Genomic DNA, 13,018 nt, shown 5'->3' with positions numbered 1-13,018 from the left:
ACGCAATTTGGCAAGTGGCGGGCAGCCGGGGATAATCACGCGGCATTCGTTTTGTCGCCCCCTCTCCAGACAGGTAACCGGTCCGACCATGAGCACGATCCGCAGCATCCACGCCCGTGAAATCCTCGACAGTCGTGGCAACCCCACGCTGGAAGCCGAAGTCATCCTGGAGGACGGTTCGTTCGGTCGTGCCGCGGTTCCCTCCGGCGCCTCGACCGGCACCAAGGAAGCGGTCGAGCTGCGTGACGGCGACAAGACCCGTTACCTGGGCAAGGGCGTGCGCAAGGCCGTCGACAACGTCAACACCACGATTGCCGCCGCGCTGAAGGGCTTTGAGGCCACCGACCAGGCCGGCCTCGACCGTCGCCTGATCGATCTCGACGGCACCGAGAACAAGGGCCGCCTGGGCGCCAACGCACTGCTGGGTGTTTCGATGGCCGCTGCGCACGCCGCCGCCGCATCGAACAAGCAGGCGCTGTGGCAGTACCTGGCCGCCAGGACCGGCGTGACCCCGTCGCTGCCGGTGCCGATGATGAACATCATCAACGGCGGCGCGCACGCCGACAACAACGTCGACTTCCAGGAATTCATGGTGTTGCCGGTCGGCTTCACCTCGTTCTCCGAAGCGCTGCGTGCCGGTACCGAAATCTTCCATTCGCTGAAGTCGGTGCTGAAGGGCCACGGCCTGAGCACGGCGGTCGGCGACGAAGGCGGCTTTGCTCCGGACTTCCGCAGCAACGTCGAAGCGCTGGACACCATCCTTGAAGCGATCGGCAAGGCCGGCTACACCGCCGGTGAAGACGTGCTGCTGGGCCTGGACGTCGCCTCCAGCGAATTCTTCGAGAACGGCAAGTACAACCTGGTCGGCGAGAACAAGCGCCTGACCTCCGAGCAGTTCGTCGACTTCCTCGCCGACTGGGCCGCGCAGTACCCGATCATCACGATCGAAGACGGCCTGGCCGAGAACGACTGGGCTGGCTGGAAGCTGCTGACCGATCGCATCGGCAAGAAGGTGCAGCTGGTCGGTGACGACCTGTTCGTGACCAACCCGAAGATCTTCCAGGAAGGCATCGACTCGGGCACCGCCAACGCGATCCTGATCAAGGTCAACCAGATCGGCACCCTGAGCGAAACCCTGGAAGCGATCGCCATGGCCGACCGCGCCGGTTATGCCGCGGTGGTCTCGCACCGTTCGGGCGAAACCGAAGACACCACCATCGCCGACATCGCAGTGGCTACCACCGCCACCCAGATCAAGACCGGTTCGCTGTGCCGCAGCGATCGCGTGGCCAAGTACAACCAGCTGCTGCGCATCGAGGAAGCCCTCGGCGCCGGCGCGCGTTACGCCGGTCGTGACGCGTTCGTTTCGCTGAAGCGCTGAGCCGATGCGCGACTGGCGCTGGATGCTGCTGGTGCTGGCCCTGCTGCTGGGCTGGCTGCAGTACCGCTTCTGGTTCGGTCCGGGCAATTCGGGCGAAGTGATGATGCTCGAAGCCCAGGTCGCCAACCAGGAGCGGGACAATGAGGGTCTGCAGCAGCGCAACGACGCGCTCGCTGCCGAAGTGAAGGACCTCAAGGAAGGCCAGTCCGCCATCGAGGAGCGCGCACGCAGCGAGCTGGGCATGATCAAGCCCGGCGAGAAGTTCTATCGTGTGGTCGAGGATGCGCCGGTCCACCCGGCGCAGCCTGCGGCAGGTGTCAGTGCGCAGGTTGGCGACCACCCGGCGGACGTGCCATGAGTGCGGCCATCTGGGTCGTGGTTCCGGCTGCGGGCCGTGGCACCCGCTTCGGCGCGCCGTTGCCCAAGCAATACCTGCAGGCAGGGGGACAGATCCTGCTTGCCCATACCCTGGACGCCCTGCTGGCGCACCCGGCCGTGGCCGGGGCGATGGTGGTGATCGGCCAGGACGACGCCGACTGGCCCGGCTGGAACGAGTGGGCGGGCAAGCCGGTGCTGACCTGCATCGGTGGCGCGACCCGTGCCGCTTCGGTGCTGGCTGGCCTGCAGGCGCTGCCGGAGACGGTGCGCGCTGATGAGTTCGTACTGGTCCACGATGCCGCGCGGCCGAACCTGTCGCCGGCCGATCTCGGCCGCCTGCTTGAAGTCGGTCGTACCGACCCGGTGGGGGCGATCCTGGCCGCACCGGTACGTGACACGCTCAAGCGTGCAGGCGACGACGGTGGCATCGATGGCACCGAGCCGCGTGAGCGCCTCTGGCGTGCACTGACCCCGCAGCTGTTCCGCCGCCATCAGCTCAGCCGCGCGCTGTCCGACGCCGCTGCCGCCGGTGTTGAAGTCACCGACGAGGCGATGGCCATGGAGCGCCAGGGCCAGCGCCCGCTGCTGGTGGAAGGCAGCGAGGACAACTTCAAGGTCACCACCCCGGCCGATCTGGACCGGTTCGAATTCGTACTTTCCCGCCGCGCCGGCTGACCGCCCGCGTGGCCCTGCTGCAAGGGTTGCATCCATGAGCACCGCACCGTTCCCGCCCGTCCGCATCGGCCAGGGCTACGACGTCCATGCCTTCGGCGAAGGCGATCACATCATGCTTGGCGGCGTGAACGTTCCACACAGCTGTGGCGTGCTTGCGCACAGCGATGGCGACGTGATCCTGCACGCCTTGTGCGATGCGATGCTCGGTGCGCTTGCGCTGGGCGACATCGGCCAGCATTTCCCACCCAGTGACGACCGCTGGAAGGGCGCCGACAGCAGCGACTTCGTGCGTCATTGCGACAGCCTGCTGCGCGAGCGCGGCTGGCGCGTCGGCAACACCGACATCACCGTGATCTGCGAGCGGCCGAAGGTTGGCCCGCATGCGCTGGCGATGCGTGAGCGCATCGGCGGCCTGCTGCAGTTGCCGCTGGATGCGGTCAGCGTCAAGGCCACCACCTCGGAAAAGCTGGGCTTCACCGGCCGTGGTGAAGGCATTGCCGCACAGGCGGTCGTGTTGCTGGTGGCGGCATGATTCCGCTGCCGTTGGCATTTGGTGCGCCGTTGTTGACGGCGCGCATCCGCACCACGCCAGACGATTTCCAGGTTGACGAGCTGCCGGCCTTCGAGGCCACCGGCGAAGGCGAGCACCTGTTGCTGCACATCCGAAAGCGCGGTGCCAACACCGTGCATGTGGCCAAGGTGCTGGCCAAGTGGGCGGGCCTGCCGGAAATGGCGGTGAGTTACGCCGGCATGAAAGACCGCCACGCGGTCACCACCCAGCGTTTCAGCGTGCACCTGCCCAAGCGCATTGCGCCGGACTTGGCCGAGCTGGCCAGTGACGAGATCGAAGTGCTCGAAGCGACCTGGCACAACCGCAAGCTGCAGCGTGGCGCACTGGCCGGCAACCGCTTCAAGCTGGTCCTGCGCGAGGTGCAGGGCGATGCCGCAGCGATCAGCGAACGCCTGCAGCAGATTGCCGGGCGCGGCCTGCCGAACTGGTTTGGCGAGCAGCGCTTTGGCCGCGACGGCGGCAACGTGCCGGCGGCACTGGCGATGTTCGGTGGCCGCCGCATGCGCAAGGACCAGCGTTCACTGCTGCTGTCTGCCGCCCGATCGGCGCTGTTCAACCGCGTGCTGGCTGCGCGCGTGGAGCAGGGCAACTGGGATCAGCCACTGGACGGCGAGGTGTGGATGCTGGACGGCAGCCGCAGCGTGTTCGGCCCGGAGCCGTACACCGACGTGCTGGCCGAGCGCCTCGCGCGGTTCGACATCCATCCCAGCGCACCGCTGTGGGGCGAAGGCGAGCTGCGCAGCACCGAAGCGGCACGCGAGCTGGAGCTGGCCGCGCTCGACGACGAGGAATCGAAGGCACTGCGGGCCGGCCTGGAAGACGCGCGCCTGAAGCAGGAGCGCCGCGCGCTGCGCCTGCGCCCCGCGTTGTTGCAGCACCAGTGGCTGGGCGATGACGTGCTGGAGCTATCGTTCGCGCTGCCGCCGGGCTGCTACGCCACCGCCGTGCTGCACGAGCTCGGCCCGGTCGAAGACGCCTCGCAGGCCTGAGCAGGGCGCGCGGTAGAGTCGACTGTCAGTCGACTTGCGCGCGCAGCGCGGGGTATTCGCTTGCCGCTGGAAGAGCAGTCGACTGACAGTCGACTCTACCTGGACTCATGGCGTCCCCTTTTTTCAGCGCCGCGCCAGCAGCACCAGCACCGCGCCGGTGCCGCCTTGCCCGGTCGGCGCCGAATGGAATGCCAGTACGTCGTTGCGCAGCCGCAGCAGGCGGTCGACCAGGTTCTTCAGTACCGGTGCACCGCCGTCGGACTGCAATCCCTTGCCGTGGATGATGCGCACGCAGCCATACTCGTGTGCATGCGCTTCCAGCAGGAACTGGCGCAGCAGCGTCTCCGCCTGCGCGGCGGTGGCGCCATGCAGGTCCAGTTCGTCCTGCACCGAATACTGGCCACGCTTGAGGCGCTGGAACAGGCGAGGTGGCAGGTTGTCGCGGCGATAGCTGGCCACGTCGCCGGCTTCCAGTGGCGTGCTGTCGCGCAGCAGCCGGGCGAACTCGCCGGCGGCTTCGGCCTCGTCACGTTCGGCCATGCGCGCGCGCGGCTTCGGCCGGGGCGCAGCCGGTGCCGGCTCGGCATCCTTGCGCAGCGGCGTCACTTCGCCGATGGCCGCGCGGAACAACGCGGCCGGATCTTCGTCTTCAGGGTGCGACATGCGCACAGGGTAAACCGCTGGCGCAGGTCTGCCTATGACGGTTCGATGTCGGCCGTGACCGCCGGCAGGGTAGGACCGGCGGCTCGCATGCGGCACAATAGACGATGCCCTTGCAGGGTCGACGGCTTCCGCAGGGGAGTACGACGGTCCCGCCCACACTGCACGGTGATGGAATCGAATTCTTGGAAAATCAAGCGGTTAAATCGAAGATGCGAATCCTGGTCAGTAACGACGATGGCGTCGACGCCGCAGGCATCCGGATGCTTGCTTCGGTGCTGCGTGAGGCCGGTCACGAAGTCACGGTGGTCGCGCCCGACCGCGATCGCTCCGGCGCCAGCAATTCGCTGACCCTGGACCTGCCGATCCGCCTCAAGCGCATCGACCATTACACCGTCTCGGTGGCCGGTACCCCGACCGACTGCGTGCACCTGGCGCTGACCGGGCTGCTCGAGTTCGAACCCGACATTGTCGTGTCCGGCATCAACAACGCCGCCAATCTCGGCGATGACGTGATCTATTCCGGCACCGTCTCGGCGGCGATGGAAGGTCGCTTCCTCGGCCTGCCGGCGGTGGCGGTCTCGCTGGTTACCCGCAACCACGATCCGAAACACTTCGAGACCGCCGCGCGCGCTGCGGTGGAGATCGTCGCCCGGCTCAAGGCCGATCCGTTGCCGGCTGACACCATCCTCAACGTCAACGTGCCGGACCTGCCGTGGAACGAGGTCAAGGGCTTCGAGGTCACCCGCCTGGGCAACCGCCATCGTGCAGAAGGCTGCATCGCGCAGAAGGACCCACGCGGCAACGAGGTGTACTGGATCGGCCCGGCCGGTCGTGAGCAGGACTCCGGCCCCGGCACCGACTTCCACGCGGTGCGCACCGGGCATATCTCGATCACCCCGATCCAGGTCGACCTGACCCGCTACCAGGCACTGGAGAAAGTGGCCAGCTGGGTCGGCGGCCTCAGCGCCGCGCTGGACCAGCCGGCATGAGTCCACGCCTGCGCCTGCAACCGGAAGCCGTCGGCATCGGCATGACCTCGCAGCGTGTGCGCGACCGCCTGGTCGATCGCCTGCGCGAGGCTGGCATCGTCGACGAGTCGACCTTGAATGCGATCCGGGTGGTGCCACGTCATCTGTTCATCGACGAAGCGCTTGCGTCACGCGCCTACGAAGACACCGCCCTGCCGATCGGCCACGGCCAGACCATCTCGCAGCCCTGGGTGGTGGCGCGCATGACCGAAGCCGTGCTGCAGGTCTCGCCGAAGAAAGTGCTGGAAGTCGGTACCGGCTCCGGCTACCAGGCCGCCGTGCTCGGCGCGCTGGGCCTGGAGATCTACACCGTCGAACGCATCGGCGACCTGCTGCGACAGGCGCGCAAGCGCTTCCGTGCGCTGGGCATGAATATCCGCACCAAGCATGATGATGGCCGCGCGGGCTGGGCCGAGCACGGCCCGTTCGATGCCATCGTCGTCACCGCCGCGGCGCCTGCACTGGTCGATGAACTGGTCGGGCAGCTGGCCGAGGGCGGCCGCCTGGTGGCGCCGGTCGGCGGGCCGGGTGGGCAGTCGCTGGTGCAGCTGGACCGCAGGGCTGACGGCAGCATCGAACAACGCGTGCTTGCGCCGGTCACCTTCGTGCCGCTGCTGTCCGGCATGCTCGACTAATCCACGGAGCAGGGTTGCATGAAGATTTTCGGGCCGCTGTACGAGCGGGCGATGAAGTGGGCGGCGCACGAACGCGCGCCGACCTACCTGACGGTGTTGAGCTTCTTCGAGGCGATCATCTTTCCGGTGATGCCGGAAGTGATGCTGGCGCCGATGTGCGTGGCCCAGCCGAAACGCGGCTGGTGGTTCGCCACCCTCAGCCTGGCCGGCTCGATGGTCGGCGCGCTGATTGGCTATGCATTGGGTCATTACGCCTTCGAAGCGATCAAGCCGTTGTTCGAAGCACTGGGCATGCTGCCGGCCATCGAGCAGGGCATCACCACCGTGCAGGCCAAGATGGCCGAGTCGCCGTGGGCGGTGTTCACCTTCCTGGTGCTGGGCGGCTTCATGCCCATCCCGATGAAGGTCTTCACGTGGGCATCGGGTATCGTCGGCGTGCCGATGCCGCAGTACCTGTTGAGCATGCTGATCGGTCGCGGCAAGCGCGTGTTCGTGCTGGCTGCGGTCATCCGTATCGGTGGTGCGCGTGCTGAAGCGGCACTGCGTCGCTGGATTGAACCGCTGGGCTGGATCGCCACCGCGTTGGTGGTGGTGCTGATCGCCTGGCTTGTATGGAGGTCGAAGTTCGCATGAATCCTGATCGTCTGAGCAAGGGAGTGCGCATCGGCGCGCTGGCGTTGCTGGTTTCCACCCTGGCCGCCTGCGGCACCGCAACCGTGGTTCGTCCTGGTGGTGGCAGCACCGGTGGCGGTGTGACCACGCCGAAGACCTCGGTGCCCAAGCCCGGGCAGACCGTGGTGGTGCGCAAGGGCGATACCATCTATGCGCTGGCCCGCATCCATGACATCACCCCGGCCGACCTGATTGCCTGGAACAGCCTGGACAACCCCTCGACCATCCATCCCGGGCAGGTGATCCGACTGTATCCGGCCGGTGCCAGCGGCGGCCGCGCGCCGACCACGGTGGTCACCCCGCCGCGCTCGGGTGGCAGCAGCGGCGGCAGCACCACATCGGCCCCGGCCCCGGCGCCGGTGGGTCCGGTGAAGAGCAACATCGCCTGGCGCTGGCCGGCCGATGGCGCGATCGTCGGCCGCTACGTGGCCGGTGACGCGACCAAGCAGGGCGTGGACATCGCCGGAACCAGCGGCCAGCCGGTCAAGGCCACCGCCAACGGTGTGGTGGTGTACTCCGGCGCCGGCCTGGTTGGCTACGGCGAGCTGATCATCATCAAGCACAGCGACCAGTGGCTGTCGGCCTATGGCCACAACCGCAAGCGCCTGGTGAATGAAGGGCAGAGCGTGAAGGCCGGTGAGCAGATCGCCGAGATGGGCCGCACCGGTGCGAACCGCGACATGGTCCACTTCGAGATCCGCTACAACGGCAAGCCGGTGGACCCGCAGCAATACCTGCCGGCACGCTGATCGTTGATTCGCCATCTGGGCGGATCCCCGGCCCGGCGCAGCGCGCCGGGCGTTCGCCGACGGTGCGGCCCATGGGCCGCAAACACCGCCGGCTCACCCGCTACAACGGCAAGCCGGTGGACCCGCAGCAGTACCTGCCGGCACGCTGATCGTCGATTCGCCATCTGGGCGGATCCCCGGCCCGGCGCAGCGCGCCGGGCGTTCGCCGACGGTGCGGCCCATGGGCCGCAAACGCCCTCGGCTCACCCGCTGTAACGGCAAGCCGGTGGACCCGCAGCAGTACCTGCCGGCGCGTTGAGTCCGTGGGGTCGGGTGGCGCCGGGCAATGCTCAGCGTTCCCGACCTGTAGCGTCGAGCCATGCTCGACTCGCTGTACGCTGGCTGCCGTGGGTGGCCATTTGCGACCATGAGTGGCGCATCTCAAGCTTCCCGGCAAGCCAGGGAAGCGGCATGCTTCAACGGAACCCGCCCCCCCCAATCCGGTGCCGCATGTCTCGCCCAACAGCCCTTTTCGTGCTGCTCATCGCGCCATTGGCGGCCGCCGCCAGCAGCGATCCACGTGACGTGGTCACCCGCCTCTACGACGTCATCCAGGCGCCGACGTCGAACGAAACGGCCATTTCCCCGCTGCTGGGTGAGGCCCTCCGCTCAGCCATCGCTGCGCAGCGTGCATATGAACAGGCCTGCACCGCACTGGCGGCGCCCGATGAAAAGCCGCACATGCTGGACCAGAGCCCGTATCTGCTGGCGCCGGATCGACCGGAAACGATATCCGTGGGAATGCCCGGATCGAGCGGTGACGCCACCTGGATCCATGTCGACATGGCCGTGGGCGACTACCGCTGGACCGACCGGGTCCTGCTGCAGCGGCAGGACCGGGACTGGAAGGTCATGGATATCCGCTGGGGGCAGGGCGGCAACCTGATTGGCCGGCTCAAGGCGTTCTCGGCATTCCGCTGCACACCTTCGGGCAGCTAGCCGGGAGCCACCCGGCGACTCGACCTCAGCCTTCCAGAATGAAGGCGGCGGCGACCTTGCGGCCTTCGCCGGCCAGGATGTTGAAGGTGCGCGCGGCGGCTGGATTGTTCATCACTTCCAGGCCGATGCCGCGTGACAGACAGGCGGCCATCACCACCGCCGGCGGGAACACCTGACGGTCACCCGTGCCGAGCACGATCAGCGCCGGATTCAGCGCCAGGATCGGCTCCAGGTCAGCCACATGCAGCGCAGTGGCGCTCACCACCGGCCATTGCGTGACCAGCTGGTCCGGGGTCAGGAAGAAACTGCTGCCCAGCGCCTGGTCATTCACCTTGGCCGAGCGGCCATCGGCGGCACGGAGGCTATAGGCGTAATCCGGCGGTTCGTGGTTCAGCTGCATGGCAGTAGGGCGATCAGCCGCGCGGCAGCACGATCTGGCGCTGTTCCTTGCTCGGGCGGTACAGCACGGCGACGTGGCCGATGCGCTGCACCAGCGCGCTTTCGGTGGCTTCGACGATCTCGCCGATCATCACGTCACGGGCGTCGCGGTCTTCAGCAGCGACCTTCACCTTGACCAGCTCGTGGCGCTCCAGCACTTCGTTCAGCTCAGCGATGAAGGCCGGGGTCACACCCTTGCCGCCGGTCTGCAGCAGGGCCTTCAGGTCGTGGGCTTGGCCGCGCAGGAAACGGGTCTGGGAGGCGGTCAGGGCGATGGACATGCAGGAAAACACGGTTGAATGGGGCGATCAGGGTATCATGAGGACCCCATCAGCCCCTATTTTCAATGGCTACCCGCAGCAAAAGCAGCCAGCGCTGGCTCAAGGAACACTTCTCCGACCCCTTCGTGAAGAAGGCCCAGGCCGAAGGCATGCGCTCGCGCGCCGCCTACAAGCTCGAAGAGCTGCTGGAACGTGACCGGTTGCTGAAGCCGCACATGGTGGTCGTCGACCTCGGTGCCGCCCCGGGCGGCTGGTCTCAGCAGGTGCGGAGACAGATCGGCGACACCGGTCGCGTGCTGGCGCTGGACATCCTGGACATGCCGCCGCTGGCCGGCGTGGAGTTCCTTCATGGTGACTTCAGGGAAGAAGCCGTCCTATCGCAGTTTGAAGCCATGCTCGGGGATCAGCCGGTAGACCTTGTGCTGTCGGACATGGCCCCCAATAAGAGTGGTGTAGGCGCGGTCGACCAGCCGCGGATGATGCACCTGGCGGAGCTGGCCCTGGATTTTGCCGACAACCACCTGAAGACCGGTGGGGCGTTCCTGATCAAGCTGTTCCAGGGTGAGGGCTTTGACGACTACGTGCGCGACATGCGCCGCCGGTACGACAAGGTCTCCATCCGCAAGCCGGAAGCGTCGCGCAAGCGCTCTCCCGAGGTGTATGCCTTGGGTCAGGGAAAACGCGCCCACATGAAGTAAGCTCGCAACGTACGCAAGTTCGACCCCAACGCAACGCCAGCACTGAGAGGAACACCGGAGCCAATGAGGATGAACGACTTGACCAAGAACCTCCTGCTATGGGTGGTCGTCGCCGTCGTGCTGATGGTGGTCTTCCAGAGCTTCTCGCCGAAGTCCTCCGGGGCCGGCGCGCAGGGCGCGTCCTACTCGCAGTTCCTGGACCAGGTGGACAGCGGCAACGTGCAGAAGGTCGCCTTTGGCGGCGACATGCGTGGCGGCACCAGCCAGCTGACCTACACCACCCGCGGTGGGCAGTCGTCCACCATCACCGCGCCGTTCGATCGTGACCTGATCAACGTGCTGCGTACCAAGAACGTGGAGATCGTGCAGGAGGAGCCGTCCAGCGGCATTTCCCTCGGCGCGATCCTGATGAATTTCCTGCCGGTCATCCTGATCATCGGCTTCTGGTTGTTCATCATGCGCCAGATGCAGGGCGGTGGCGGCGGTGCCAAGGGCGCGATGTCCTTCGGCAAGTCGCGCGCCAAGCTGCAGGGCGAAGACCAGATCAAGGTCACCTTCGCCGACGTCGCCGGCTGCGACGAGGCCAAGGAAGAAGTGGGCGAACTGGTCGACTTCCTGCGCGACCCGTCCAAGTTCACCAAGCTGGGCGGCAAGATTCCGCGCGGCGTGCTGATGGTGGGCCCGCCGGGTACCGGCAAGACGCTTCTGGCCAAGGCCATCGCCGGCGAAGCCAAGGTGCCGTTCTTCTCGATCTCCGGTTCGGACTTCGTGGAAATGTTCGTCGGCGTCGGCGCCAGCCGCGTGCGTGACATGTTCGAGCAGGCCAAGAAGCACGCGCCGTGCATCATCTTCATCGACGAAATCGACGCCGTCGGCCGCCACCGTGGCGCCGGCCTGGGCGGCGGTCACGACGAGCGCGAGCAGACCCTGAACCAGCTGCTGGTCGAGATGGACGGTTTCGAGGGTGGCGAAGGCGTGATCGTGATCGCCGCGACCAACCGTCCGGACGTGCTGGACCCGGCGCTGCTGCGCCCGGGCCGTTTCGACCGCCAGGTCGTGGTCGGCCTGCCGGACGTGAAGGGCCGCGAGCACATCCTCAAGGTCCACATGCGCAAGCTGCCGCTGGCTGACGACGTCGAGCCGATGGTGATCGCGCGTGGTACCCCGGGCTTCTCCGGTGCGGACCTGGCCAACCTCTGCAACGAGGCGGCCCTGTTCGCCGCGCGCGGCAACGAGAAGGAAGTCCGCATGGACCACTTCGACCGTGCACGCGACAAGATCCTGATGGGTGCCGAGCGCCGCTCGATGGCCATGAGCGAGGACGAGAAGACCCTGACCGCGTACCACGAGGCCGGCCACGCCATCGTCGGCCGCCTGGTGCCCGAGCACGACCCGGTCTACAAGGTCACCATCATTCCGCGCGGCCGCGCGCTGGGTGTGACCATGTACCTGCCGGAAGGCGACAAGTACTCGATGAACCGCGTGGCGATCCAGTCGCAGCTGTGCTCGCTGTACGGCGGCCGCGTCGCTGAAGAGCTGATCTTCGGCGAGGACAAGGTCACCACCGGCGCCTCCAACGACATCGAGCGTGCCACCAAGATGGCCCGCAACATGGTCACCAAGTGGGGCCTGTCCGAGCAGCTCGGCCCGATCGCCTATGGCGAAGAGGACGACGAGGTGTTCCTGGGCCGTTCGGTCACCCAGCACAAGAGCGTGTCCAACGACACGGCGCGCCGGATCGACGAGGAAGTGCGCAACATCCTCGACAAGGCCTACGCCCGCACGACCCAGCTGCTGACCGAGAACATCGACAAGCTGCACGCGATGTCGCAGCTGCTGCTGCAGTACGAGACCATCGACGCGCCGCAGATCGACGCGATCATGGAAGGCCGCGATCCGCCGCCGCCGGCGGGCTGGAGCAAGTCGAACAAGGATGGCGGCAACGACAAGGGCGGCGACGCCCGTCCGCTGCCGCCGATCGCAGGCCCGGCCGAATCGCACTGACGGCCCGCTGCAGGTGACACCAGACGAGGCCGGGGCAACCCGGCTTCGTCGTTTCCGGGCCACTGGCCCATCCCGAAGAACCGATCTGACGCTGGAGCCCGCATGTCCGCCCCGAAGCCCGAACCGATTTCCCACACTGCCGAAATGGTGATCGCCACCGTGGTCGGCGTGGGTGTGGGCCTGGGGGCCGACAACCTGCTGCTGGGCTGCGTGGTGGGTATCGGGGTCGGCATCGTGCTGAGCATCGCCAAGACCCTGTACGTGGACCGCAAGCGCCGCCGCCGTTGAGGGGGTGTCGGGAGGGCTTCGCCCTGCACCCGCGGTAGTGCCGGCCGCTGGCCGGCAACCTCAACAGCAACAGCAACAGCAACAGCAACAGCGACAGCAACAGCGACAGCAACAGCAACAGCGACAGCAACAGCAACAGCGACAGCGGCATTCCGTGGTTTGGCGGGGCGGTGTGGGTTGGCAGGACACGCCGTAAACCCGTCCCTGGGGGCTCGATGGCGCCATCCATGGCGCCAACGGTCCTGCCAACCCACACCGCCCCACCTCTGACAGATTCCTGCGGCTGTTGGTAGGTGTCGACCTTGGTCGACACGGTAGATCCACGCCATGCGTGGATGCATTTCGATTCCAACTCGAAATATTCGATTCCGATGGAGATTCATCCACGCATGGCGTGGATCTACTGCAGATCGCGGAGATCTGTCGAAGGCGGGGTGGGTCCGGTTGCGGGGGCGTGAGCCGCATGGATGCGGCGACCGAGCCTTATCTGATGAAAATCTGTCAGCGTAGGTGTCGAGAGCCGGCGTGGGCCGCCGTACGAGCCTGGATCTCGACGATCGCCATGTAGCTTGGCGCCCACGCCGGAATCT

At 66.8% G+C, this 13,018-nt stretch carries 16 protein-coding genes; 13 read left to right on the top strand and 3 right to left on the bottom strand.

Features of this window, described 5'->3' with window-relative positions:
• The first annotated feature begins 88 nt into the window (after positions 1-88).
• Genes eno through truD form a run of 5 tightly spaced genes read left to right on the top strand, consistent with a single transcriptional unit; the run spans position 89 to position 3,994 of the window.
• On the top strand, positions 89-1,381 hold the full coding sequence (eno, locus tag AC5P9F_RS00080) for a phosphopyruvate hydratase (RefSeq protein ID WP_005409002.1): 1,293 nt from the start codon (positions 89-91) through the stop codon (positions 1,379-1,381).
• Positions 1,382-1,385: 4 nt separating this feature from the next.
• The gene (gene ftsB / locus AC5P9F_RS00075; protein ID WP_005412924.1) at positions 1,386-1,739 is read left to right on the top strand and encodes a cell division protein FtsB; all 354 of its coding nucleotides are present in this window, start codon (positions 1,386-1,388) and stop codon (positions 1,737-1,739) included.
• Positions 1,736-2,434 (top strand): 2-C-methyl-D-erythritol 4-phosphate cytidylyltransferase, encoded by a 699-nt coding sequence (gene ispD, locus AC5P9F_RS00070; RefSeq protein WP_005409004.1) that lies wholly within the window; start codon positions 1,736-1,738, stop codon positions 2,432-2,434. Before ftsB ends, ispD begins: the two co-directional genes overlap by 4 nt.
• Positions 2,435-2,468: 34 nt before the next feature.
• Positions 2,469-2,966, top strand: coding sequence for a 2-C-methyl-D-erythritol 2,4-cyclodiphosphate synthase (gene ispF, locus AC5P9F_RS00065; RefSeq protein ID WP_005409005.1), 498 nt, complete (start codon positions 2,469-2,471; stop codon positions 2,964-2,966).
• The gene (gene truD, locus AC5P9F_RS00060; protein WP_005409006.1) at positions 2,963-3,994 is read left to right on the top strand and encodes a tRNA pseudouridine(13) synthase TruD; all 1,032 of its coding nucleotides are present in this window, start codon (positions 2,963-2,965) and stop codon (positions 3,992-3,994) included. Before ispF ends, truD begins: the two co-directional genes overlap by 4 nt.
• Positions 3,995-4,117: 123 nt before the next feature.
• On the opposite strand, the gene AC5P9F_RS00055 is transcribed toward truD, so the two are convergent.
• On the bottom strand, positions 4,118-4,657 hold the full coding sequence (locus tag AC5P9F_RS00055; RefSeq protein WP_005409007.1) for a Smr/MutS family protein: 540 nt from the start codon (positions 4,655-4,657) through the stop codon (positions 4,118-4,120).
• 209 nt (positions 4,658-4,866) lie between these two features.
• On the opposite strand from AC5P9F_RS00055, the gene surE reads away from it, so the two are divergent.
• From surE to AC5P9F_RS00030, 5 genes are all read left to right on the top strand, one after another.
• On the top strand, positions 4,867-5,646 hold the full coding sequence (surE, locus tag AC5P9F_RS00050) for a 5'/3'-nucleotidase SurE (RefSeq protein WP_005409008.1): 780 nt from the start codon (positions 4,867-4,869) through the stop codon (positions 5,644-5,646).
• Positions 5,643-6,320 carry a protein-L-isoaspartate(D-aspartate) O-methyltransferase gene (locus tag AC5P9F_RS00045; protein WP_005409009.1) on the top strand — a complete coding sequence of 226 codons (678 nt, stop codon included), beginning with the start codon at positions 5,643-5,645 and terminating at the stop codon, positions 6,318-6,320. The genes surE and AC5P9F_RS00045 overlap by 4 nt, the downstream gene beginning before the upstream one ends.
• Before the next feature lie 18 nt (positions 6,321-6,338).
• On the top strand, positions 6,339-6,953 hold the full coding sequence (locus AC5P9F_RS00040; protein WP_005409010.1) for a YqaA family protein: 615 nt from the start codon (positions 6,339-6,341) through the stop codon (positions 6,951-6,953).
• Entirely contained in the window at positions 6,950-7,741 is a 792-nt protein-coding gene (locus tag AC5P9F_RS00035; RefSeq protein WP_005409011.1) for a peptidoglycan DD-metalloendopeptidase family protein, read from the top strand. The genes AC5P9F_RS00040 and AC5P9F_RS00035 overlap by 4 nt, the downstream gene beginning before the upstream one ends.
• Before the next feature lie 489 nt (positions 7,742-8,230).
• A complete protein-coding gene (locus tag AC5P9F_RS00030; RefSeq protein WP_043034329.1) occupies positions 8,231-8,719 on the top strand; it encodes a YqhG/Tai3 family protein in 489 nt (162 codons plus the stop codon).
• Positions 8,720-8,744: 25 nt separating this feature from the next.
• Here the strand turns inward: AC5P9F_RS00030 and AC5P9F_RS00025 are convergent, their stop codons facing one another.
• Positions 8,745-9,119, bottom strand: coding sequence for an Mth938-like domain-containing protein (locus AC5P9F_RS00025; protein WP_024956345.1), 375 nt, complete (start codon positions 9,117-9,119; stop codon positions 8,745-8,747).
• Positions 9,120-9,132: 13 nt separating this feature from the next.
• Positions 9,133-9,438, bottom strand: a complete 306-nt coding sequence (gene yhbY, locus AC5P9F_RS00020; protein ID WP_004152868.1) for a ribosome assembly RNA-binding protein YhbY — start codon at positions 9,436-9,438, stop codon at positions 9,133-9,135.
• A gap of 65 nt (positions 9,439-9,503) precedes the next feature.
• On the opposite strand from yhbY, the gene rlmE reads away from it, so the two are divergent.
• The 3 genes from rlmE to AC5P9F_RS00005 all read left to right on the top strand — a co-directional run bounded on the left by rlmE (position 9,504) and on the right by AC5P9F_RS00005 (position 12,428).
• Positions 9,504-10,136: a 23S rRNA (uridine(2552)-2'-O)-methyltransferase RlmE gene (rlmE, locus tag AC5P9F_RS00015; RefSeq protein ID WP_005409014.1), complete on the top strand. Its 633-nt coding sequence runs from the start codon at positions 9,504-9,506 to the stop codon at positions 10,134-10,136.
• Between the two features lie 69 nt (positions 10,137-10,205).
• Positions 10,206-12,140: an ATP-dependent zinc metalloprotease FtsH gene (ftsH, locus tag AC5P9F_RS00010; protein WP_005409015.1), complete on the top strand. Its 1,935-nt coding sequence runs from the start codon at positions 10,206-10,208 to the stop codon at positions 12,138-12,140.
• A gap of 102 nt (positions 12,141-12,242) precedes the next feature.
• Positions 12,243-12,428 (top strand): hypothetical protein, encoded by a 186-nt coding sequence (locus AC5P9F_RS00005; protein WP_005409016.1) that lies wholly within the window; start codon positions 12,243-12,245, stop codon positions 12,426-12,428.
• Positions 12,429-13,018 lie beyond the last annotated feature (590 nt).

The sequence above is a fragment of the Stenotrophomonas sp. YJH_SMC_4 genome (genome assembly GCF_059371575.1).
The sequence above is the reverse complement of the archived record's forward strand: the minus strand, read 5'-3'. Positions and strand labels throughout refer to the sequence as shown.

Excerpts from the sequence above, each read along its gene's own strand:
- eno (WP_005409002.1), top strand. The coding sequence starts at position 89 with ATGAGCACGATCCGCAGCATCCACGCCCGTGAAATCCTCGACAGTCGT.
- ftsB (WP_005412924.1), top strand. The coding sequence starts at position 1,386 with ATGCGCGACTGGCGCTGGATGCTGCTGGTGCTGGCCCTGCTGCTGGGC.
- ispD (WP_005409004.1), top strand. The coding sequence starts at position 1,736 with ATGAGTGCGGCCATCTGGGTCGTGGTTCCGGCTGCGGGCCGTGGCACC.
- ispF (WP_005409005.1), top strand. The coding sequence starts at position 2,469 with ATGAGCACCGCACCGTTCCCGCCCGTCCGCATCGGCCAGGGCTACGAC.
- truD (WP_005409006.1), top strand. The coding sequence starts at position 2,963 with ATGATTCCGCTGCCGTTGGCATTTGGTGCGCCGTTGTTGACGGCGCGC.
- AC5P9F_RS00055 (WP_005409007.1), bottom strand. The coding sequence starts at position 4,657 with ATGTCGCACCCTGAAGACGAAGATCCGGCCGCGTTGTTCCGCGCGGCC.
- surE (WP_005409008.1), top strand. The coding sequence starts at position 4,867 with ATGCGAATCCTGGTCAGTAACGACGATGGCGTCGACGCCGCAGGCATC.
- AC5P9F_RS00045 (WP_005409009.1), top strand. The coding sequence starts at position 5,643 with ATGAGTCCACGCCTGCGCCTGCAACCGGAAGCCGTCGGCATCGGCATG.
- AC5P9F_RS00040 (WP_005409010.1), top strand. The coding sequence starts at position 6,339 with ATGAAGATTTTCGGGCCGCTGTACGAGCGGGCGATGAAGTGGGCGGCG.
- AC5P9F_RS00035 (WP_005409011.1), top strand. The coding sequence starts at position 6,950 with ATGAATCCTGATCGTCTGAGCAAGGGAGTGCGCATCGGCGCGCTGGCG.
- AC5P9F_RS00030 (WP_043034329.1), top strand. The coding sequence starts at position 8,231 with ATGTCTCGCCCAACAGCCCTTTTCGTGCTGCTCATCGCGCCATTGGCG.
- AC5P9F_RS00025 (WP_024956345.1), bottom strand. The coding sequence starts at position 9,119 with ATGCAGCTGAACCACGAACCGCCGGATTACGCCTATAGCCTCCGTGCC.
- yhbY (WP_004152868.1), bottom strand. The coding sequence starts at position 9,438 with ATGTCCATCGCCCTGACCGCCTCCCAGACCCGTTTCCTGCGCGGCCAA.
- rlmE (WP_005409014.1), top strand. The coding sequence starts at position 9,504 with ATGGCTACCCGCAGCAAAAGCAGCCAGCGCTGGCTCAAGGAACACTTC.
- ftsH (WP_005409015.1), top strand. The coding sequence starts at position 10,206 with ATGAACGACTTGACCAAGAACCTCCTGCTATGGGTGGTCGTCGCCGTC.
- AC5P9F_RS00005 (WP_005409016.1), top strand. The coding sequence starts at position 12,243 with ATGTCCGCCCCGAAGCCCGAACCGATTTCCCACACTGCCGAAATGGTG.